Origin of the sequence: Streptomyces winkii (genome assembly GCF_032248595.1) — a bacterium.
Classification (GTDB): domain Bacteria; phylum Actinomycetota; class Actinomycetes; order Streptomycetales; family Streptomycetaceae; genus Streptomyces; species Streptomyces winkii.
In genome coordinates this window covers 1-20,122 of the sequence record NZ_JASTTH010000001.1, presented here as the reverse complement: position 1 = coordinate 20,122, position 20,122 = coordinate 1, and the positions used below count along the sequence as shown (strand labels likewise).

Genomic DNA, 20,122 nt, shown 5'->3' with positions numbered 1-20,122 from the left:
CACACGGGTAAAGACCGGCGGGCCCGTCAGCCCGCAAGTAGCATCCAGCGCCGGGGGACATCCGCTGACGCCGCATCAGGAGGACGACCATGCGCTCGGAACCGACCAGACGGACCGCCGCCCTGTACGGCCTGGCCACCACTGCCGCTGTCGTCGGATTCGACCCCTCGGCCCGCGCCTGGGCCACGGAACGCACCGCGCCGCGCACCCCGGCCGACGGCGGCTTCGACCATGTGCCGCCGCTCGACGGTGAGTTGCTCACCGACGACGCCGCCCTCGACGCCGCCTCCGAGGACTTCGGTCACATGGTTCACCGGCGCCCCGCTGCGGTCCTGCGGCCCGGCTCCGTCGACGACGTCGTGGTGATGGTCCGCTTCTGCCGCAAGCACCGCATCCCCGTGGCACCGCGCGGCCAGGGCCACGCGACGTACGGGCAGGCGCAGACCGAGGGCGGCCTGGTGATCGAGACGGCGCCGCTGAAGCACATCGGCCCGGTCAGCAGGGGCACGGTGACGGTCGGCGCGGGCGCCCGCTGGAGCGTTGTCGCCAAGTCCACGCTGCGGCACGGCCTCACGCCGCCGGTCTTCACCGACTACCTCGAACTCTCCGTCGGCGGCACGCTGTCCGTCGGCGGTCTCGGCGGCCAGACCCACCAGCAGGGCGCCCAGACCGACACCGTCACCGAGCTCCAAGTGGTCACCGGCGCGGGCGAGTTGGTCCGCTGCTCGGCCACGCGGCACGCCGACCTCTTCGACGCCGTACGGGCGGGCCTGGGCCAGTGCGCCATCGTCGTGGGCGCCACGCTCCGCCTGGTGCGCGCGCCCAGGACCGTGCGCCACTTCCAACTCCCGTACACGCGGCTGTCGGTGTTCCTGGAGGACGAGCGGCGGCTGACGGCCGAGCGCCGCTTCGACTACGTCGAGGGCCTCGTCCTCCCCGACGACTCCGGGAACTTCGACGTCCACGTGCTGGAGGCCGTCGCCTACGGCCCGCCTTCGGGTCCCGAGCCGGACGACGAGGAGCTGCTGGCCGGGCTGCGCTTCGAGAGCGCCGGGATGACGGCCGACACCCTCGACTACTTCACCTTCCTCGACCGCCTCGCGCCCTCCGTGGCCGACCAGAAGGAGCAGGGCCTGTGGGACGACCCGCATCCCTGGCTCAACCTGCTCCTTCCCTCCGCGTCCGTCGAGCGCCTGGCCTCCGGCATCCTCGACGCCCTCAGGCCGGAGGACGTCGGCACGAGCGGCGTGGTGCTGCTCTACCCGCTGCGCCGCGACGTGCTGCACACTCCGCTGCTGCGGATGCCGGACGACCCGGTTCCGTATCTGCTGGCCGTGCTGCGGACCGGCCCGCCCGACGACCCGGCGACCGTCGACCGGCTGCTCGCCGCCAACCGCGCGGCGTACGAGACGGTGCGGGACGCGGGCGGCAAGCAGTATCCGGTGGGCTCCATCCCCTTCCGGCGCTCCGACTGGCGGGACCACTTCGGCCGCGCCTTCCCGGCCCTGGCGGCGGCCCGCCGGCGCTACGACCCGGCGGGCATCCTCGCCCCGGGCCAGGGCATCTTCTGAACGCGGGCCGGGAGCGGCCCCGGCCCCTCCCGGTGAAACAGGGGCGGGCCGCTGCGCCCGCCCCTCCCCTGTTACCGGCAGTCGCAGGGACCTTCAATACGCAACCATCGCTCTGATAACTTCAACCCGCCTGCAACGAAAGGCTGTTGACGAACGGATAGCGTCGCGGTCAGGGACCCGCGCGCACCGGCAGCCGTCCAGGCAGCGGCAGAAGAGGAAGCACAGCGATGACCGGATCCGGCGGACGGCCCACCCAGATCGACACCAGCAGGGCGCACTCGGCCCGTATGTACGACTACTACCTCGGCGGCAAGGACTGGTATCCCGTCGATCAGGAGGCGGCGGAGAAGGTGAAGGAGGTCTTCCCCTTCATCGTGACCGGCGCGCGCGCCAACCGTGACTTCATGCACCGCGCGACGCGCACCCTCGCCTCCGAGTACGGCGTCCGGCAGTTCATCGACATAGGCACCGGCATCCCCACCGAGCCCAACCTCCACCAGGTCGCGCAGGGAATCGCACCGGACGCGCGCGTGGTCTACGCGGACAACGACCCGACGGTGCTGGAGTACACCGACGCCCTGACGCTCAGCAGCCCGCAGGGCCGTACCGCCTACGTACACGCGGACCTGCGCCACGACTCCGTGCTGGACGACCCCAAGCTCCGCGCGACGGTCGACCTGGAGAAGCCCGTCGCGCTGTCGATGCTCGCGGTGACGCACTTCCTCCCGGACGAGGACAGGCCGTTCGAGATCGTGCGGGGAATGGTCGAGCGCCTCGCCTCCGGCAGCTTCCTGGTGCTCTCCCACGCGACCCCCGACTTCAACCCGGCGGCCGAGAAGGCCGTCGAGGTCTACCGGAAGAGCGGCACCCCGGCGCAGATACGCACCAAGTCGGTGATCGAGGGCTTCTTCGAGGGCACGGAACTGATCGAGCCCGGCCTGACGACCACCCACCGCTGGCGCCCCGACGGGGAGTCGGGCATCACCGACGAGGACGCCTTCTTCTACGCGGGCATCGGACGGAAGCCCTGAGCGCCTGAGACGCCGCACCCGCCGCGGCGGGTGCGGCCTGTCACGGGCGCCGTGCGGGCCCGTACGGGCGCCCTACAGCCGCCCCGCGACCTCCGTCGCCCAGTACGTGAGGATCAGGTTCGCGCCCGCCCGCTTGAAGCTCGTCAGCGTCTCCATGATCGCGCGGTCCCGGTCGATCCAGCCGTGCTGCGCGGCGGCCTCGACCATCGCGTACTCACCGGAGATCTGGTAGACGCCGACGGGCACTTCGGCCCGCTCGGCGAAGTCGCGGAGGATGTCCAGATACGGCAGCCCCGGCTTGACCATCACCATGTCCGCGCCCTCGGCGACGTCGAGGGAGAGCTCGCGCAGCGCCTCACGCGCGTTGGCCGGGTTCACCTGGTACGTGTTGCGGTCGCCCTTGAGCGAGGAGCCGACGGCCTCGCGGAACGGCCCGTAGAACGCCGACGCGTACTTCACGGTGTAGGCGAAGAGGGACACGTCCTGGTGGCCCGACTCGTCGAGTACGCGGCGCACATGGCCGATCTGGCCGTCCATCATCCCGCTGGGGCCCAGCACATGGGAGCCGGCCTCGGCCTGGACGCGGGCCATCTCCGCGTACCGCTCCAGCGTCGCGTCGTTGTCGACCCGGCCCTGCGCGTCCAGGACGCCGCAGTGGCCGTGGTCCGTCGTCTCGTCCAGGCACAGGTCCGACATGATCACGATGTCGTCGCCGACCTCTGCCCGTACGTCCCGCAGCGCGACCTGGAGGATGCCTTCGGGATCGGTCCCGGCGCTGCCGACGGCGTCCTTGTCCGACTCCTTCGGCACGCCGAAGATCATGATTCCGCCGACGCCCGCGCGCACGGCCTCGTGCGCCGCCTTCTTCAGCGTCTCCCGGGTGTGCTGCACGACTCCCGGCATGGACGAGACGGGCACGGGCTCGCTGATGCCGTCGCGTACGAAGACGGGAAGGATCAGATCCGACGGGTGCAGCCGCTGCTCGGTGACCATCCGCCGCATGGCCGGAGTCGTACGGAGCCGGCGCGGCCGCACTGTGGGGAAGCCGCCCGGGACGGCCCCGGAACCGGCACCACCGGAAACATGCGCACTCACGACGATCGAGCCCTCCTCCTGGCCGGGCGCTTCTCGCTCGGCCTCTTCACGACGTCACCGGCGGCGACGGCCTCCGCGCGGCGCTCCGCTCCGAAGTCCGCGAGCGCCTCGGCGAGTTTGTGCACCGACGGCTCCGGCGACATGACGTCCACCCGCAGCCCGTGCTCCTCCGCGGTCTTCGCCGTGGCGGGGCCGATGCAGGCGATGACGGTGACGTTGTGCGGCTTGCCGGCGATGCCGACGAGGTTCCGCACCGTGGACGACGAGGTGAACAGCACCGCGTCGAAGCCGCCGCCCTTGATGGCCTCCCGGGTCTCGGCCGGGGGCGGCGAGGCGCGCACCGTGCGGTAGGCCGTCACGTCGTCGACCTCCCAGCCCAGCTCGATGAGCCCCGCCACGAGCGTCTCGGTGGCGATGTCGGCCCGCGGCAGGAACACGCGGTCGATGGGGTCGAAGACCGGGTCGTAGGGCGGCCAGTCGTCCAGCAGCCCGGCGGCCGACTGCTCTCCGCTGGGCACGAGGTCGGGCTTCACACCGAACTCGACGAGCGCCTTCGCGGTCTGCTCGCCCACCGCCGCGACCTTGATGCCCGCGAACGCGCGCGCGTCCAGCCCGTACTCCTCGAACTTCTCGCGGACGGCCTTCACGGCGTTCACCGAGGTGAAGGCGATCCACTCGTACCGCCCGGTGACCAGGCCCTTGACGGCCCGCTCCATCTGCTGCGGCGTGCGCGGCGGTTCGACGGCGATGGTCGGCACCTCGGCCGGCACGGCGCCGTAGCTGCGCAGCTGGTCGGAGAGCGACTCCGCCTGTTCCTTCGTACGCGGCACCAGCACCTGCCAGCCGAAGAGCGGCTTGGACTCGAACCACGCGAGGCGATGGCGTTCCGCGGCGCCGCTGCGCTCCCCGACCACGGCTATCACCGGCTGTCCGGCCTCCGGCGACGGCAGCACCTTCGCCGACTTGAGGACCTGGCCGATGGTGCCGAGCGTGGCGCTCCAGGTGCGCTGCCGGGTGGTGGTGCCGGCGGCGGTGACCGTCAGCGGCGTCTCCGGCTTGCGACCGCCCGCGACGAGCTCACCCGCGACGGAGACGACGGAGTCCAGCTTCGTGGAGACGACGACGGTCGCGTCGCTCGCGCCGACCTCCGTCCAGCATCTGTCGTCGGCCGTCGCCGCGTCGATGAACCGGACGTCGGTGCCCGCCGCGTCGCGCAGCGGGATCCCGGCGTACGCGGGCACGCCCACGGCGGTGGCGATACCGGGCACGACCTCGAACGGGATGCCCTCGCCGGCGCACGCGAGCATCTCGCGCGCCGCGTCCGCGTCGAGGCCGGGATCGCCCGTCACCGCTCTGACGACCCGCTTGCCCGACCGTGCGGCCGCCATGGCAAGATCTGCTGCACCGCTCGCGGTCGCGGCAGCTGATGCCCCGTCAGCTTTCGTGTCCTGCTGCGCCCCGTCTTCCACCCGAAGCGGAGTGTCCACTCCTGCCCGCGCGTGCCCGCGGACGACGTCGTACACCTGCGGGTCGGCCACGAGCACGTCGGCCTGCGCGAGCGCCTCGACGGCGCGCAGCGTCAGCAGACCCGGGTCCCCGGGCCCGGCACCGAGGAAGGTGACGTGTCCGTGCGCACCGTAGAGGTGCTGAGTTGTCGAGTTGTGGGCAGTGGTGGGGCTCAAAGTGCTCGCTCCCCCATCAGACCGGCCGCGCCCTTGGCGAGCATCTCGTCGGCTAGCTCACGACCCATGTTCTCCGGGGTCGCCGTGCTCTCCGCGGACGCCGGTACGGGACCGGTGGTGGACAGCTGCACCAGCGTCTCGCCGTCGATGGTTCCGACGACGCCGCGCAGGCGCATTTCGGTGACAACCTGCCCGTCGCCAAGCAGGTCGGCGAGCGCACCCACGGGTGCGCTACAGCCGGCCTCCAAAGCGGCGAGCAGGGTTCGCTCGGCGGTCACGGCGGCCCGCGTGTGCGGGTCGTCGAGCTCGGCGAGCTGGGTGGCCAGGTGTACGTCGGCCGACGCGCACTCGACGGCGAGGGCCCCCTGGCCGGGAGCGGGCAGCACGGCGTCGGGACTGAGCAGTTCGGTGACCTCGTCGAGGCGTCCGGTGCGTTCCATCCCGGCTGCTGCGAGCACCACGGCGTCGAGTTCGCCTGAGCGCACATACCCGATGCGCGTGTCGATATTCCCCCGGATCGGCACCGTGTCTACCTGCGTGCCGAGACTGCGGGCCCAGGCGGCGAGTTGAGACATGCGGCGCGGAGAGCCCGTACCGATGCGGGCCGGCCTGCCGGTGCTCCGCACGCTCGCCGCGAGCGCTTCGAAGCGGAGCCCGTCGCGGGCGATCAGCACGTCGCGCGGGTCGGCGCGGCGGGGCACGGCCGCCAGGGTCAGCTCCCCGGGCTGCGCGGTGGGCAGGTCCTTCAGCGAGTGGACGGCGAAGTCGATCCGGCCGTCCAGCAGCGCGTCGCGGAGCGCCGTGACGAAGACGCCGGTGCCGCCGATCTGCGCGAGGTGCTCCCGGCTGGTGTCCCCGTACGTCGTGATCTCGACCAGCTCCACGGGCCGGCCGGTCACCCGGCGCACCTGCTCCGCCACGAGCCCCGACTGGGCCATGGCGAGCTTGCTGCGCCGGGTGCCCAACCGGAGGGCGTTCGCTGGGCTGTTGCTCATGTGCTCACCTCGTCGCGCCCGGCCGCGCTCGCGCCCGGGACGCCTGCTTCGTCGGTCTGCTCGCTCCTTGGGGGCGCCTCCCAGGCCGAAGGCTCCGGGGGAGGGCCTCCGCCGGGGCGTTCCGGGGACTGGGCGGGCTCCGGGACGCCTGTGGGCACGGGGCTGCTGACGGCGGCGACCGTCTGGGGGTCGAGGTCGAAGAGTTCACGCAGGGCGTCGGCGTATCCCGCGCCGCCCGGCTCACCGGCCAGCTCCTTCACCCGTACCGTCGGCGCGTGCAGCAGCTTCTCCACGACGCGCCGCACGGTCTGCGTGATCTCCGCGCGCTGCTTGTCGTCCAGGCCCTGGAGCCGGCCCTCCAGCCGGGCCATCTCGGAGGCCACGACGTCGGCCGCCATCGTGCGCAGGGCGACGACGGTCGGGGTGATCGTCGCGGCGCGCTGCGCCGCACCGAACGCGGAGACCTCTTCGCTGACGATGCCCCGTACGGCGTCGACGTCCGCGGCGAGCGGCGCGTCCGCGGCCACTTCGGCCAGCGACTCGATGTCCACGAGACGGGCGCGCTCGACGGTGTGCACGGCGGCGTCGATGTCGCGGGGCATGGCCAGGTCGAGCAGCGCCATCCCGTCGTCCGCGGCGGCGGAGGCGCCTGCGGACGCTTCGGCACGCCTCTCCAGCGCCTCGCGCACGGCTTCGGCCGTGAGTACGAGCCCGGTGGCGCCGGTGCAGGAGACCACGATGTCCGCGCGGGGCAGCTCCGCTGCCAGCCCGTCGATCGGCAGCGCGTGCGCGCGCGGCCCGTGCCCGGCGCTCAGCGCGGCGGCCGGTGCCGCGCCCGCGGCGAGCCCGGGAGCGAGCCCGGAGGCCAGCCGCTCGGCACGGTCCAAGGTCCTGTTGGCGATCACCAGTTCGGCCACACCGGCCCGCGCGAGGGTCGTCGCGGCCAGGGACGACATCGATCCCGCCCCGATGACCAGCGCACGCTTGCCACGCACCCACTGCCCGACGGGCGCGGGCCGCGCGAGCTGTTCGAGGCCGAAGGTGACCAGCGACTGCCCGGCCTTGTCGATGCCCGTCTCGCTGTGCGCGCGCTTGCCGGTGCGCAGCGCCTGCTGGAAGAGGTCGTTCAGCAGCCGCCCGGCCGTGTGCTGCTCCTGGGCGACCGCGAGCGCGTCCTTGATCTGGCCGAGGATCTGCCCCTCGCCGACGACCATCGAGTCGAGGCCGCACGCCACCGAGAAGAGGTGGTGCACGGCGCGGTCCTCGTAGTGCACGTACAGGTGCGGAGTCAGCTCGTCCAGGCCGACGCCGCTGTGCTGCGCGAGCAGCGTCGACAGCTCGCCGACGCCGGCGTGGAACTTGTCCACGTCGGCGTACAGCTCGATGCGGTTGCAGGTGGAGAGCACGGCCGCCTCCGCCGCGGGCTCGGCGCTCACGGCGTCCTGAAGCAGCTTGCCGCGCACACCGGGTGCGAGCACGGCCCGCTCCAGCACGCTGACCGGTGCGCTGCGGTGGCTCAGACCGACGACCAGCAGGCTCATGCGGGCATCACGGCGGGGCGGTCCCCGTCAGATCCGGGCTCGGGGCGCTTGGCGACGGCGGCGGCGGGCGGAGCCGCCGGCGGGGCGGTCTCCTCTTCCTCGGGGGCCTCCTCGCCCGCCTTGCGCTGCTCGTGGAAGGCCAGGATCTGAAGCTCGATGGAGAGGTCGACCTTGCGTACGTCCACTCCCTCGGGAACGGAGAGCACGGTCGGTGCGAAGTTGAGGATCGAGGTGATCCCGGCGGCGACGAGCCTGTCGCACACCTGCTGCGCGGAGCCCGCGGGGGTGGCGATCACGCCGATCGAGACGCCGCTCTCGTCGACGATCTGCTCGAGATCGTCCGTGTGCTGGACCTCTATGCCCGCGACGGGCTTCCCGGTCAGCGAGGGATCGGCGTCTATCAGGGCGGCCACGCGGAATCCGCGGGAGGCGAAGCCTCCGTAGTTGGCGAGCGCGGCGCCGAGGTTACCGATACCGACGATCACGACGGGCCAGTCCTGCGTCAGACCCAGCTCGCGCGAGATCTGGTAGACGAGGTATTCGACGTCGTAGCCGACGCCGCGGGTGCCGTAGGAGCCGAGGTAGGAGAAGTCCTTACGCAGCTTCGCAGAATTGACCCCGGCCGCCGCGGCCAGTTCCTCGGAGGAGACCGTGGGCACGGAGCGCTCCGAGAGCGCGGTCAGGGCCCGCAGATACAGCGGAAGCCGGGCGACGGTGGCCTCGGGGATCCCTCGGCTCCGGGTCGTCGCCGGTCGGTGATTTCGGCCAGTTGCCACGGTGCTCCTGCCGGTTGCGCGAAGCGGTGAGCGATCCCGCGCGAACTGCTCGTCGTGAACGCTCCATCTCGACCAGGCTATGCCTTTGTGAACGCGTGCACAAAGATGGAGTCCGATTTGTCCGGTCAACGTGACCGGTGCCACATGCGACAGCCCCGACACACGTCACTCCTCACGTCCCGGCGCCCGGGACAGACTCTCCAACGGCACGGCCCAACTGCCGTACCGCGCACGGCGACCCGCACTCCGGGCGGTCATCCGCGGGCCCCACCGGGCACCGCACGGGCACCGCGGGACTCCGCCGCCCTCCCGGCGTCCGGCTAGCTCTTCAGCGCCTTGCGCAGCCGGTCAGGGTCCACGCGCCAGAAGTCGTGCTGCGCGCCGTCCACCAGTACAACCGGGATCTGCTCCCAGTACTTCCGGTACAGCTCCTGGTCCTCGTTGATGCTCTTCTCCTCCCAGGCCGCTCCGGTCTCGGCGCACACCCGCACGATCACGTCCCGTGCGATGTCGCACAGATGGCATCCGGGCTTCCCGATCAGGGTGACAGTGCTCATCCCGCCATTGTCACGCTTCTCCGCCACCACACGTCACCTCCGTGACGCTTCACATCCGGGACGGGGGCCGCCGGTTGCGCACCGCGGCGGCCGTCCGTGCAGGCCGGAGGGCATGACGGGGGCCCGGAGCGTGAGGCCGTCGCGCGTGGTTGCGCTTAGCAGCCGTACGCAACCGGCCCGTCCCGAATATGTCCCGTAGGGCCCACAGTTGGACATCGCGGCGTAACAGGCATGCCGCGCCGAGTGGCTATCCTCGGTGCCATGCCCTCCCGTCCCTCCGCCCGTCACGCCTGGTCCTGGATCGCACGCCGCGGCCGTTCCGCGACGGCGCGCAGCGTGCTCGCCGGCGAGGCGTCCGCCGACGCCGCCCGCAAGCAGGAGCTGGAGCAGCGCCGCGAGGAAGAGCTCCAGCAGGGCGTCTCCGACATCGCACGGGCACAGGACCGCCAAGACCAGCAGGACCAGCAGGACCGACGAGGGGAACAAGAGGAGGCGGAGGCCGAGTTCCCGGTCGCGGGCGACGTCCGCGCCGCCGCGTTCTTCGACCTCGACAACACGGTCATGCAGGGCGCCGCGCTCTTCCACTTCGGCCGGGGCCTGTACAAGCGCGACTTCTTCGAGAAGCGCGAACTGGCCCGTTTCGCCTGGCAGCAGGCCTGGTTCCGGATGGCGGGCAACGAGAACGCGGGCCACATGGCGGACGTACGGTCCAGCGCCCTGTCGATCGTCCAGGGCCACCGCGTCTCCGAACTCACCGCCATCGGCGAGGAGATCTACGACGAGTACATGGCCGGCCGCATCTGGCCCGGCACCCGTGCGCTCGCCCAGGCCCACCTCGACGCGGGCCAGAAGGTCTGGCTCGTCACAGCGGCGCCCGTGGAGACGGCCACGATCATCGCCAGACGCCTCGGGCTGACCGGCGCGCTCGGCACCGTCGCGGAGTCCGTCGACGGCGTCTACACGGGGCGGCTGGTGGGCGAGCCGCTGCACGGCCCCGCCAAGGCCGAGGCCGTACGGGCGCTCGCCGTCGCGGAGGACCTGGAGCTGGAGAGGTGCGCCGCGTACAGCGACTCGGCCAACGACATTCCGATGCTCTCGCTCGTCGGATATCCGTATGCGATCAATCCTGACAGCCGGCTCCGCGAGCACGCCCGCGAAATGGGCTGGCGGCTGCGCGACTACCGGACGGGCCGGAAGGCCGCCAAGGTCGGCATCCCGGCGGCTGCGGGCGTCGGCGCGGTGGCCGGCGGAGCCGCCGCGGCCGTCGCTCTGCAACGCCGCCGCCGATAGCCCCCGGCCCGCGCGGACGCATGCCCGCACACCCCGACACGCCGGACCGGCGCACTGTGCGCGGTAGTTGAACGCGGCATTTTCGCCGGCCCCGGCAGCGTCCCTCCGGCCAGTGACGCTTCGGACGAGCGAGCACAAGTCGTAACTCTAACGACAAGTTGTGACCAGCAAACGACCGTTGAGCCGATCACGCTCCGTGCAAATCCTGACATCATCGCGTAACAGATCAGACCGAATCGGCGATTTCAGCAACTACGCGTAGCCCTGTCTGTACGAAGCGTTATTCTCCTCAGACGCAATCGGTACCCACACGTCCCTTCCGGGTCGAACGGTCCCGTACTGCACGTGATGGAAGCTCTGCCTCTGGGAGTCCCGTGTACCCACACGTCGGGGTTGACGCCTCGGGCCTGGCTACGCTGCGCAGCACGGTCGTTGCGGCACTCGGCCGGCTACGCGCTCTTGTCCCCCGCGCGTACGCCCCCGCCCTCGCATCAGCCGTGCCCGTCCCCGCCGGCCACCGCTACGCCATGGCGCACCGCGCCGCGACCAGCACCGCCCTCGGCGCCGCGGCGGCCGTCCCGGCCGCCACCGCCTCGTCCTCCGGCAACGTCGGCAGACGCACCCGCAGCCCGTCCTCCGGGAGTTCGGGGGCGTCCGCTACGGGCACCGCCGCGACGGGCACGTCCGCCGCCCGGCGCGCACGTCCCGCCGCGTCGGACACCGACAGCCGCCGGATGATGGATCTCGTCGAGCGGGCGCAGTCCGGCGACGCGGAGGCCTTCGGCCGCCTCTACGACCAGTACAGCGACACGGTGTACCGGTACATCTACTACCGCGTGGGCGGCAAGGCGACGGCCGAGGACCTCACAAGTGAGACGTTCCTGCGGGCACTTCGGCGCATCGGCACCTTCACCTGGCAGGGCCGGGACTTCGGGGCGTGGCTCGTCACCATCGCGCGCAACCTCGTCGCCGACCACTTCAAGTCGAGCCGCTTCCGCCTGGAGGTGACCACCGGGGAGATGCTCGACGCCAACGAGGTCGAGCGCAGCCCCGAGGAGTCGGTCCTGGAGTCGCTCTCCAACGCCGCCCTTCTCGAAGCCGTACGCAGGCTCAACCCCCAGCAGCAGGAGTGCGTGACGCTCCGCTTCCTCCAGGGCCTCTCCGTCGCCGAGACGGCCCGCGCCATGGGCAAGAACGAGGGCGCCATCAAGACCCTCCAGTACAGAGCGGTCCGCACACTCGCGAGGCTCCTCCCCCAGGACGCTCGCTGAACTGCCCCCACAGCGGCCCTAGTTCACCGGCTTTGCCGGGTCTGTCCTTCACCGCAGCGTGATGCTGCGCATGCATGCGGTCACATCATCGTGAGTCCGTAACCCGAGTGGCTTGCCGCTCGTTGTCGGGGTGCAGTCTCCCCGCACCTGGCACGCAAGGGTTCACTCACACGTAAGAGTGAACATGAGCGTTGTGCCGTACAGCCTTCCATCCGTGGTGGGGAGTGGACCGTGCTGACGAGAGGAGGTGCCGCCCGTGATCGGTTCCGTGACCGCGAGCAAGCGGGCTGCCGCCTTCGCCCAGGCCCTGGACGAGCACGAGCTCGACGAGGCGGCGGCGACCGACCGGACGGCGGAGAGCGGACGCCGCGGCGCCGCTCCACCCGCCCCCGTACGTCCGTCCGCGGCCGGTGACGGCGAGGCGACCGCCCCGGGCGGGGCACAGAGCTCGTCCGAGGAGGAGGGGGAGACCGAGCCGGCGTTGATGCTCGGCCTGGCGGAGAGACTCCGCTCGGTCCCCAGACCCGCGGTGGCGCCCGACGTCAAGATCGTCCAACGGGCGCAGCTGATCGCCGCCATGGAGGCGGAGTTCGCCTCGCCCGAGGCCCGCGCCCGCCAGGTCCCCGCGCAGCGCGACAGGCGACGGGAGGGGCGGGCCGCGCCGGACGGACAGCGGGACGGGCGAGGCGCGAGGAAAGGCGCCCATCGCGCCCCCGCCATGGGGCCGTTGAGCAGGCTCCGTCCCAACTCCCGCCTCGGCAAGGGACTTGCGGCAGGCGGGCTCGGCGTGGGCGTCGCCGCATCCGCGCTCGGCGGGGTCGCCGCCGCGAGCAGCGAGGCCCTTCCGGGCGACTCGCTCTACGGCCTCAAGCGGGGCATGGAAGACCTGCGCCTCGACTTCGCCGACGACGAGACGGACCGCGGCCAGGTGTATCTGGACCGCGCCTCGACGCGGCTGCGAGAGGCCCGCCGCCTGATGGAACGGGCCCGCGGCGGCGCCGAGTTGGACGACGAGTCGGTCGGCGAGGTCCGCCGTGCCCTCGCCGGAATGCGCTACGACGCCAACGAGGGCCACCGCCTGCTGAGCGCGGCGTACGAGAGGGACGGCAGCATCGCACCGATGCGCTCGCTCTCCTCCTTCAGCTCCGGCCACCGCGAGAGCTGGGCGAAGCTGCGGGAGCACCTTCCGGAGCAGCTCTCCGACGTCCGCGACGACGTGAGTTCCGTCTTCGACTCGATGGACAGCGACATCACCCCGATCGCGGGCCTCATCTCCGAGTCGGGCAAGGACTCCTCGCGCGAGCACCGGTCAGGCGACGAGAGCCGCCACGGGCAGGACCGTACGTCTCCCCGGCCCCCGTCCTCCTCCGCCTCGGCGGACACGGACGACCGTGAGGGCGGCGACAGCGGCGAGCCCTCGCCGTCCGGTTCGGATTCGCGTACGGGCGAACTCATCGGCGGCGGCGGCCTTCTGGACCCGTCCCGCGATCCGCACGGGAATCCCTCGCACCCCGGCGCCGGCGGAGACGGTCAGTCGCAGCCGGAGTCGGATGTCACACTGCCGCCCATCGTGCCGGACGTGCTTCCGGGGCTGAAGAAGCTCTCGGAAGAGGGGAAGTAGCCGGCGGGCGAAGCAGCGGGCGCCGCCCCTCGCCGGTCACCGGGCCATGCGAAGTCCGGGAGCCGGGAGGGGCGTTGCGCTGTGCCGTGGCAAGTACGACATGCCCCGCGGCCGGCGCCGGAGCCGAACACGCCCTGAACGGCGCCCAGTTGAAGAGTCCCACCGACGCCACGACCCGGACGGGAACGCCTAGAAGAACACCGACCGCCGCCGCACCAGCAGCTTGTAGAGCGTGTGCTGGATGGTCTCCCGTATCTGGTCCGTCAGGTTGAACATCAGCATGGGGTCGTCGGCCGACCCTTCCGGATAGCCGTCCGTCGGAATGGGCTCACCGAACTGGATCGTCCACTTCGTCGGCAGCGGCACGGCACCGAGCGGCCCGAGCCACGGGAACGTCGGCGTCACCGGGAAGTACGGAAAGCCCAGCAGCCGCGCGAGAGTCTTGGCGTTGCCCACCATCGGGTAGATCTCCTCGGCGCCGACGATCGAGCACGGCACGATCGGCGCTCCCGCGCGCAGCGCGGTCGACACGAAACCGCCGCGCCCGAACCGCTGAAGCCTGTAGCGCTCCGAGAACGGCTTGCCCAGCCCCTTGAACCCCTCGGGCATGACGCCGACCGCCTCGCCCCTGGCCAGCAGCTCGGCCGCGTCCTCCGAACATGCAAGCGTGTGGCCCGCCTTGCGGGCGAGCGCGTTGACGACCGGCAGCATGAACACGAGATCCGCCGCGAGCAGCCGCAGATGCCGGTTGGCCGGATGGTTGTCGTGCACCGCGACCTGCATCATCAGCCCGTCGAGCGGCAGGGTGCCCGAGTGGTTGGAGACGATGAGCGCCGAGCCCTCGTCGGGGATGTTCTCGACGCCCCGCACCTCGACCCGGAAGTACTTCTCGTACACGGGGCGCAGCAGCGACATCAGCACCTGGTCGGTCAACTCGGCGTCGTAGCCGAAGTCGTCGACCTCGTACTCACCGGTGACGCGCCTGCGGAGGAACGCCAGCGCCTGTGCGGCCCTGCGCTCCCAGCTGCCGTCAGCCGCTCCGGCGCCGGCTCCCTCGGTACCGGAGCCGGTACCTCCGCCTCCGGTCCCGGCGTCGCCTCCGGCAGTCGATCCGCCGCCGCCCGCCTGTGCCCCGGGTTGCTGCCGAGCCCCGCGGCGCGCGTGCCTCTCGTGCGCACCGCGCCGCTCGGGCCCGTCGTCGGGAGACCCGAACGGGATGACCTTCGCATCAGCCACGCCGGCCGACCTCCTCGTCCTGTCCCTCGTCCTCATGCGGAGGCACGACCACCGCGGCCACTCTGTCGACCGTACGGGCCAGCGCCTCCGGTGGAAGCAGCCCCGGACCTCGGCTCCGCGCGAACGCGGCCAGGGTCTCGCCCGTGGTGAACCGCGGCTCGAACCCGAGGACTTCGCGCATCTGGGACGTCCGCACGACGCGTCCGTGCGTCAGCAGCCGCACCTGCTCAGGCGAGAAGTCCGTGGCGCCGACCGACTGAAGGAGCGACCTGCCCCAGCGGATCGCGGGCAGCAGCATCGGAACGGTCGGCCGGCCGAGCCGGCGTGCGCACTGTGACAGCAGCAGGGTGCCGTCCCCCGCGATGTTGAACGTGCCCGCGTTGAGCGTCCCCCGGCGGGGCTCACGTGCGGCGAGGCGCAGCACCTCGACGGCGTCGTCCTCGTGCACGAACTGGAGCCGCGGATCGTAGCCGAGCACCGTCGGCAGCACGGGCAGCGCGAAGTACCCGGCGAGCGGCGAGTCCACGGACGGACCCAGCACATGCGCGAACCGCAGCACGGTGACCGAGACATCGGGACGGCGCCGGGCGAAGCCCCGTACGTATCCCTCGACTTCGACCGCGTCCTTCGCGAAGCCGCCGCCGGGCAGCGACTTGGCGGGCGTCGACTCGTCGAAGACCGCCGGGTCGCGGGGCGCTCCGCCGTACACGCTCGTCGTCGACTTCACCACCAGCCGGCGCACCGACGGAGCCTTCTGGCACGCGCCCAACAGCTGCATCGTGCCTATGACGTTGACTTCCTTGACGGAGCTGCGGCTGCCGCTCCCCGGCACCGCGGGCGGAGATCCGTGCACATCCATGTGGACGACGGTGTCCACGCCGTGCTGCGCCAGCACCCCGGCGATGTCCGGCTGCCGGATGTCCGCCAGGACGAACTCGGCGCCGCCCAGGTGGTGCACGGGGTCCACGATGTCGACGCCCACGACGCGGTCCACGTCGGGTTCGCGCTGGACACGGCGCACGAAGCGGCCACCGAGCTGCCGGGCGACCCCGGTGACGAGCACGACCCTGCCCAAGATCCCTCCCCTGGCGCCTGCTTGCGGTCTGTGCCGCACGTAGCGAGGTTCCGCGGACCCCGCGGCTCAGCTTGCCGCAGATTCCGTTCCTCGCCTGTCCGCGCACGCGCGCGCGAAACGCCGACGCCCATACCGAAACGAAACCGCCGCCCCGCCGCACCGCACACGTGGTGCGGGCAGCAGAACGGCGGTCACCGGCGAACCCGGCGCTCGCTCACTTCTTGTTACGACGCTGAACTCGCGTCCTCTTGAGGAGCTTGCGGTGCTTCTTCTTGGCCATCCGCTTGCGCCGCTTCTTGATTACTGAGCCCACGACAACCCTCGCTCACAAATCATCTCCGCCGACGCGGAGAGAACTGTCTTCACTCGGCGCGGGGCGTCCGAGCCCACACGACCTACATGGGGTTCAGCCTACCCGCCACCGCGCGCGGCTCGTAATCCGAGGGTCGCCGCGGAACGCCGTCAGGCCGTTTCCACCCCCACATAGGATTCCTGGAGGTATTCATGGACGGCTTGCTCTGGGACCCGGAAGGACCTGCCCACCCGGATCGCCGGCAGATGACCGCTGTGCACCAGCCGGTACACGGTCATCTTGGACACTCGCATCACCGAGGCGACTTCCGCCACGGTCAGAAAGTTGACCTCGTTGAGAGGTCCCTTGCCAGCAGCCATGTCACACCTGAACCTTCCGCACATGTCGGTCACCGGCTTCCCCTTCCGGCGACTCCCGCTCGCATGCGCGCTCCTCCCCAGATTAGGGGCGGGTGATGCAAGTGGGGAAGAGGAGTAGCGTTCGGCCTCCTACTGTGACAGACACGCTCGATTGAGTACATAGTGCGCCAGCGGACGGTAGCTGTCGGACCGCGCAGCGTCATCGACCGGCACGGCGACCGACACCCTCCCCTCGGCCTGACCCACGAACGGCGCCGGATCATCCGTATCTGCGGGCCCGATGGCCTCAATACCCAACTGACCTGCCGCGCAGACCCATCCGTGGTCCCCGATGACGAGGCCGGGCAGGGGTCCGCCGTCCGTCATCGCCCCGGCGAGAACGGTCCGCAGCGGCAATGGCGAGTGCGTGTGCACGCCCGGCGCATCGACCGCCGGGTGCACGCCGGGTTCATGTATCAGTGCAACCCCGCGTGCGTAGCCGAGGGTGAGAGTGCGTACGCCGAACCGGGTCGTTATGTCGACACGTCGGCCCTCCGCTGATGTGAGAAGAGTGCATCCCGCCGACGAGAGAGCTGAGGCCAATGATGCGTAGAAGCCCAGCAGCCTCCCCGGGTGTCCCGTCCCCAGCAGAACGGGAACTCGCCGCTCAGCCGCGCTGCGCAGCCGGTCGGCGAACGCGTCGAGCGCCGCGACAGTACGATCCGGATCGATGGTGTCGCGTCCCGAGACGGTAGTGGGGTCACCCGACACCCCGCAGGATTTGGCCATAAGTGCGAGCAACGCCGGTACGGGCCAGTCGTGTTCGGGTTCGAGTCCGATCAGCGCGCGCGGGTCGCGTGCCGCGAAGAGCCGGTAGCGCCGGAGGCTCTTCTCACGGCTGGTGGCGATCGTGCCGGCGAGCCCGGAGGCGATCAGATGCTCGCGCAACGCACGCGGGCCGGGCGGTCCTTCGCCCGACCCGGACCCGGGTAACTGGCCCTCTCCGCCGCCGGGTTCGGCTCCGGCGGCGGGTTCCGCTCGATCGCTGCTCAGCACACCGCCCATGCTCGCGGCTGCGTGCCGTACCGGACCGTCCGACGCCTCGCGACCACCTGACGAATCCTTGTACGAGTTGTACGAGGGAAGGGTGCGCGCGGCCTGGTCCTACATCCCGCCGCGACCGGCTGTCACGGCATCAGCCCGTGCGCCGGGAAGACAGCCTTCCTCGTGGCATGCACCGCGCGGTCGAGCGCGTCGGCAGGGTCGTAACCCGTCTCCGACCAGACGCGGCACGCCGGTTCGCGGCCGTCCGTCATCCGCTGCGGCGCCGCCGGGCTGCCCGTACGAGCGAACACCAACTGCCGCCAGGAGTCGGGCACTTCGGTCTCGGGCGGCACGGGCGCGCCCGCGGCGATCGCCACGAGATGTGTCCACGTGCGCGGCACGACGTCGAAGACCGCGTATCCGCCGCCGCCGAGCGCCACCCAACGTCCGTCCGCGTACTCGTGCGCCCAGCCGTGGAGCGCCTCCGCTGCCGCCCGCTGCGCGTCGACGCTCACGGCGAGATGGGCCAGGGGGTCCTCGAAGTGCGTGTCGGCGCCGTGCTGGGTGACGAGCGCCTGCGGCCGGAACTCGGCGAGGAGTTCGGGCACCACTCCGTGAAGAGCCCGCAGCCAACCCTCGTCTCCGGTGCCGGCGGGCAACGCGACGTTGACCGCTCCGCCCTCGGCGTCGGGGCCGCCGTTCTCCTCGGCCCAGCCGGTGCCGGGGAAGAGCATCCGCGGATGCTCGTGCAGCGAAATCGTGAGCACGCGCGGGTCGTTCCAGAACGCGTCCTGGACGCCGTCGCCGTGGTGCACGTCCACGTCGACGTACGCGACGCGCTCCGCCCCCTGCTCCAGGAGACGCGCGACGGCGAGCGCCGCGTCGTTGTAGATGCAGAAACCTGAGGCGGACGCGTGCATCGCATGGTGCAGGCCGCCGGCGAAGTTGATCCCGTGCTTCACGTCGCCGCGCCAGACCGCGTCGGCGGCCGCCACCGACTGCCCGGCGATCAACGCCGAAGCCTCGTGCATGCCCGCGAACGCCGGATCGTCCGGCGTCCCCAGCCCGAACTCGCCCGTCGCGGACCCCGGGTCCGCGGAGACGCGGCGCACGGCATCGATGTAGTCCTGTCTGTGTACGAGCCGCAGCGTCGAATCCCCGGCCGGCTTCGCGGCGGCGACCTTGAGGCCGCTCTCGGAATCCAGCCCGAGCGCCTCGACCAGCCGCATCGTCAGCGCCAGCCGGACCGGATCCATCGGGTGCCCCGGGCCGAAGTCATAGCCTGTGACTGCCTCGTCCCACATCAACTGTGCGCCGCCACTCATCCCGCCACCGTACCGGCAGGGTCGTCGGCCGGTTCGCAGAGGCCACCCGATGACGTCACGCGAGCAGCGCGGGCAGCTCCTCCATGCGGGAGAAGTGTGCGGTGGCACCGGCGAGCCTCTCGCGAGGAGTCATCGCCGCGAATCCATAGACGTCCATGCCCGCGGCGAGCGCGGCTCGCACCCCCAGCGGGCTGTCCTCGACGACCACACAACGCTCAGCCGGCACGCCCGCCTTCTCCGCCGCGAGCAGGAAGAGATCGGGCTCGGGCTTGCCCTGCCGGACATCGTCCGCGCTGAAGATGCTCTCCTCACCGAAGTGTCCGTACAGAGCCGTCTTACGAAGGGCCACGCGGATCCGCTCATGACTTCCGGAGGAAGCGACGCAGTACGGCATCCCGTCCGCATCCAGCTTCGACAGCACTTCGTGCACACCCTCGACGGCCCTCAACTCGCTCCGGAACGCGGCGAATACGCGCCCGTGGAACGTCTCGTCGAAGTCATCGGGCAGCCGCCGCCCCGAACGCTCCAGCACGAGATCGTGAATCCGGTGCACAGCCGCACCCATGTAATCCCGGATCGACTCCTCGTACGTGGTCGGGTGCCCCAACTCGGTCAAGTAGTCGGCGAGGACGCGATTGGAAATCGGCTCACTGTCCACCAGCACACCGTCGTTGTCGAAGACGACCAAGTCGTAGCTGCCCATGCGGCAACTGTACGGGCACATGAAGAGGCCCCGTGGGTGTGGGGTGTTGAACCTCCCACATTCCCAACGGGGCCTCTCCTAATGATTGTTCGGCGGTGTCCTACTCTCCCACACGCTCCCGCATGCAGTACCATCGGCGCAGTAAGGCTTAGCTTCCGGGTTCGGAAAGTAACCGGGCGTTTCCCTCACGCTATGACCACCGAAACACACCCCCACACCGGGGGGAAACTTGTGTGTGCTGTTGTGTCAGCGCTCTATCCACTTATCAGCCGGCCGGGCGGCTGGTTGTGGCCGGGGTTGTTGTTTCAGATACCGGACAGTGGACGCGAAACAAATACGTGTGTGGTCAAGCCCTCGGCTTATTAGTACCAGTCAACTCCAACCCTCACGGGTCTTCCATATCTGGCCTATCAACCCGGTCATCTCCCGGGAGCCTTAACCCCACACAGGGGGTGGGAGTCCTCATCTCGAAGCAGGCTTCCCGCTTAGATGCTTTCAGCGGTTATCCCTCCCGAACGTAGCCAACCAGCGATGCTCTTGGCAGAACAACTGGCACACCAGAGGTCCGTCCGTCCCGGTCCTCTCGTACTAGGGACAGCCCTTCTCAAGACTCCTACGCGCGCAGCGGATAGGGACCGAACTGTCTCACGACGTTCTA

At 70.8% G+C, this 20,122-nt stretch carries 18 protein-coding genes and 2 rRNA genes; 5 read left to right on the top strand and 15 right to left on the bottom strand.

Going from position 1 to position 20,122, the window contains the following annotated elements:
- Nucleotides 1–89: 89 nt before the first annotated feature.
- Both QQM67_RS00100 and QQM67_RS00095 read left to right on the top strand, forming a co-directional pair.
- A complete protein-coding gene (locus QQM67_RS00100) occupies nucleotides 90–1,571 on the top strand; it encodes an FAD-binding protein (protein ID WP_314171339.1) in 1,482 nt (493 codons plus the stop codon).
- A 227-nt stretch (nucleotides 1,572–1,798) separates the two neighbouring features.
- The gene (locus tag QQM67_RS00095) at nucleotides 1,799–2,602 is read left to right on the top strand and encodes an SAM-dependent methyltransferase (protein WP_314171338.1); all 804 of its coding nucleotides are present in this window, start codon (nucleotides 1,799–1,801) and stop codon (nucleotides 2,600–2,602) included.
- Between the two features lie 72 nt (nucleotides 2,603–2,674).
- Here QQM67_RS00095 and hemB read toward each other — a convergent pair whose 3' ends face one another.
- From hemB to QQM67_RS00065, 6 genes are all read right to left on the bottom strand, one after another.
- The gene (gene hemB, locus QQM67_RS00090) at nucleotides 2,675–3,697 is read right to left on the bottom strand and encodes a porphobilinogen synthase (RefSeq protein WP_399064646.1); all 1,023 of its coding nucleotides are present in this window, start codon (nucleotides 3,695–3,697) and stop codon (nucleotides 2,675–2,677) included.
- Nucleotides 3,694–5,379: a bifunctional uroporphyrinogen-III C-methyltransferase/uroporphyrinogen-III synthase gene (locus QQM67_RS00085; protein ID WP_314171337.1), complete on the bottom strand. Its 1,686-nt coding sequence runs from the start codon at nucleotides 5,377–5,379 to the stop codon at nucleotides 3,694–3,696. Before QQM67_RS00085 ends, hemB begins: the two co-directional genes overlap by 4 nt.
- Nucleotides 5,376–6,374 carry a hydroxymethylbilane synthase gene (gene hemC / locus QQM67_RS00080; RefSeq protein ID WP_314171336.1) on the bottom strand — a complete coding sequence of 333 codons (999 nt, stop codon included), beginning with the start codon at nucleotides 6,372–6,374 and terminating at the stop codon, nucleotides 5,376–5,378. Before hemC ends, QQM67_RS00085 begins: the two co-directional genes overlap by 4 nt.
- Complete coding sequence (locus QQM67_RS00075; protein WP_314171335.1) at nucleotides 6,371–7,915, bottom strand: glutamyl-tRNA reductase; 1,545 nt, start codon at nucleotides 7,913–7,915, stop codon at nucleotides 6,371–6,373. Before QQM67_RS00075 ends, hemC begins: the two co-directional genes overlap by 4 nt.
- Nucleotides 7,912–8,691: a redox-sensing transcriptional repressor Rex gene (locus tag QQM67_RS00070; RefSeq protein ID WP_314171334.1), complete on the bottom strand. Its 780-nt coding sequence runs from the start codon at nucleotides 8,689–8,691 to the stop codon at nucleotides 7,912–7,914. Before QQM67_RS00070 ends, QQM67_RS00075 begins: the two co-directional genes overlap by 4 nt.
- A gap of 320 nt (nucleotides 8,692–9,011) precedes the next feature.
- Entirely contained in the window at nucleotides 9,012–9,248 is a 237-nt protein-coding gene (locus QQM67_RS00065) for a glutaredoxin family protein (protein ID WP_314171333.1), read from the bottom strand.
- 261 nt (nucleotides 9,249–9,509) lie between these two features.
- Between QQM67_RS00065 and QQM67_RS00060 the strand changes: the two genes are divergently transcribed.
- From QQM67_RS00060 to QQM67_RS00050, 3 genes are all read left to right on the top strand, one after another.
- Nucleotides 9,510–10,538, top strand: a complete 1,029-nt coding sequence (locus QQM67_RS00060) for an HAD family hydrolase (RefSeq protein ID WP_314171332.1) — start codon at nucleotides 9,510–9,512, stop codon at nucleotides 10,536–10,538.
- A 374-nt stretch (nucleotides 10,539–10,912) separates the two neighbouring features.
- Entirely contained in the window at nucleotides 10,913–11,809 is an 897-nt protein-coding gene (locus QQM67_RS00055; protein WP_314171331.1) for an ECF subfamily RNA polymerase sigma factor, BldN family, read from the top strand.
- A gap of 256 nt (nucleotides 11,810–12,065) precedes the next feature.
- The gene (locus QQM67_RS00050) at nucleotides 12,066–13,430 is read left to right on the top strand and encodes a DUF5667 domain-containing protein (RefSeq protein ID WP_314171330.1); all 1,365 of its coding nucleotides are present in this window, start codon (nucleotides 12,066–12,068) and stop codon (nucleotides 13,428–13,430) included.
- 189 nt (nucleotides 13,431–13,619) lie between these two features.
- Here the strand turns inward: QQM67_RS00050 and QQM67_RS00045 are convergent, their stop codons facing one another.
- From QQM67_RS00045 to QQM67_RS00005, 9 genes are all read right to left on the bottom strand, one after another.
- Nucleotides 13,620–14,666, bottom strand: coding sequence for a lysophospholipid acyltransferase family protein (locus QQM67_RS00045; RefSeq protein ID WP_314171329.1), 1,047 nt, complete (start codon nucleotides 14,664–14,666; stop codon nucleotides 13,620–13,622).
- Nucleotides 14,659–15,741 (bottom strand): NAD-dependent epimerase/dehydratase family protein, encoded by a 1,083-nt coding sequence (locus QQM67_RS00040; RefSeq protein WP_314171328.1) that lies wholly within the window; start codon nucleotides 15,739–15,741, stop codon nucleotides 14,659–14,661. The genes QQM67_RS00045 and QQM67_RS00040 overlap by 8 nt, the downstream gene beginning before the upstream one ends.
- Nucleotides 15,742–15,955: 214 nt before the next feature.
- The gene (locus QQM67_RS00035) at nucleotides 15,956–16,054 is read right to left on the bottom strand and encodes a 30S ribosomal protein bS22 (RefSeq protein ID WP_003948845.1); all 99 of its coding nucleotides are present in this window, start codon (nucleotides 16,052–16,054) and stop codon (nucleotides 15,956–15,958) included.
- A 149-nt stretch (nucleotides 16,055–16,203) separates the two neighbouring features.
- Nucleotides 16,204–16,413: a helix-turn-helix domain-containing protein gene (locus tag QQM67_RS00030; RefSeq protein ID WP_158677109.1), complete on the bottom strand. Its 210-nt coding sequence runs from the start codon at nucleotides 16,411–16,413 to the stop codon at nucleotides 16,204–16,206.
- Between the two features lie 129 nt (nucleotides 16,414–16,542).
- A complete protein-coding gene (locus QQM67_RS00025; RefSeq protein ID WP_314171327.1) occupies nucleotides 16,543–17,340 on the bottom strand; it encodes a phosphatase in 798 nt (265 codons plus the stop codon).
- 239 nt (nucleotides 17,341–17,579) lie between these two features.
- On the bottom strand, nucleotides 17,580–18,761 hold the full coding sequence (locus QQM67_RS00020) for an acetoin utilization protein AcuC (protein WP_314171326.1): 1,182 nt from the start codon (nucleotides 18,759–18,761) through the stop codon (nucleotides 17,580–17,582).
- Between the two features lie 55 nt (nucleotides 18,762–18,816).
- Nucleotides 18,817–19,464, bottom strand: a complete 648-nt coding sequence (locus QQM67_RS00015) for an HAD family hydrolase (RefSeq protein WP_314171325.1) — start codon at nucleotides 19,462–19,464, stop codon at nucleotides 18,817–18,819.
- An 87-nt stretch (nucleotides 19,465–19,551) separates the two neighbouring features.
- Nucleotides 19,552–19,668, bottom strand: a 5S ribosomal RNA gene (gene rrf / locus QQM67_RS00010).
- A gap of 138 nt (nucleotides 19,669–19,806) precedes the next feature.
- Nucleotides 19,807–20,122, bottom strand: a 23S ribosomal RNA gene (locus QQM67_RS00005); the annotation flags it as partial.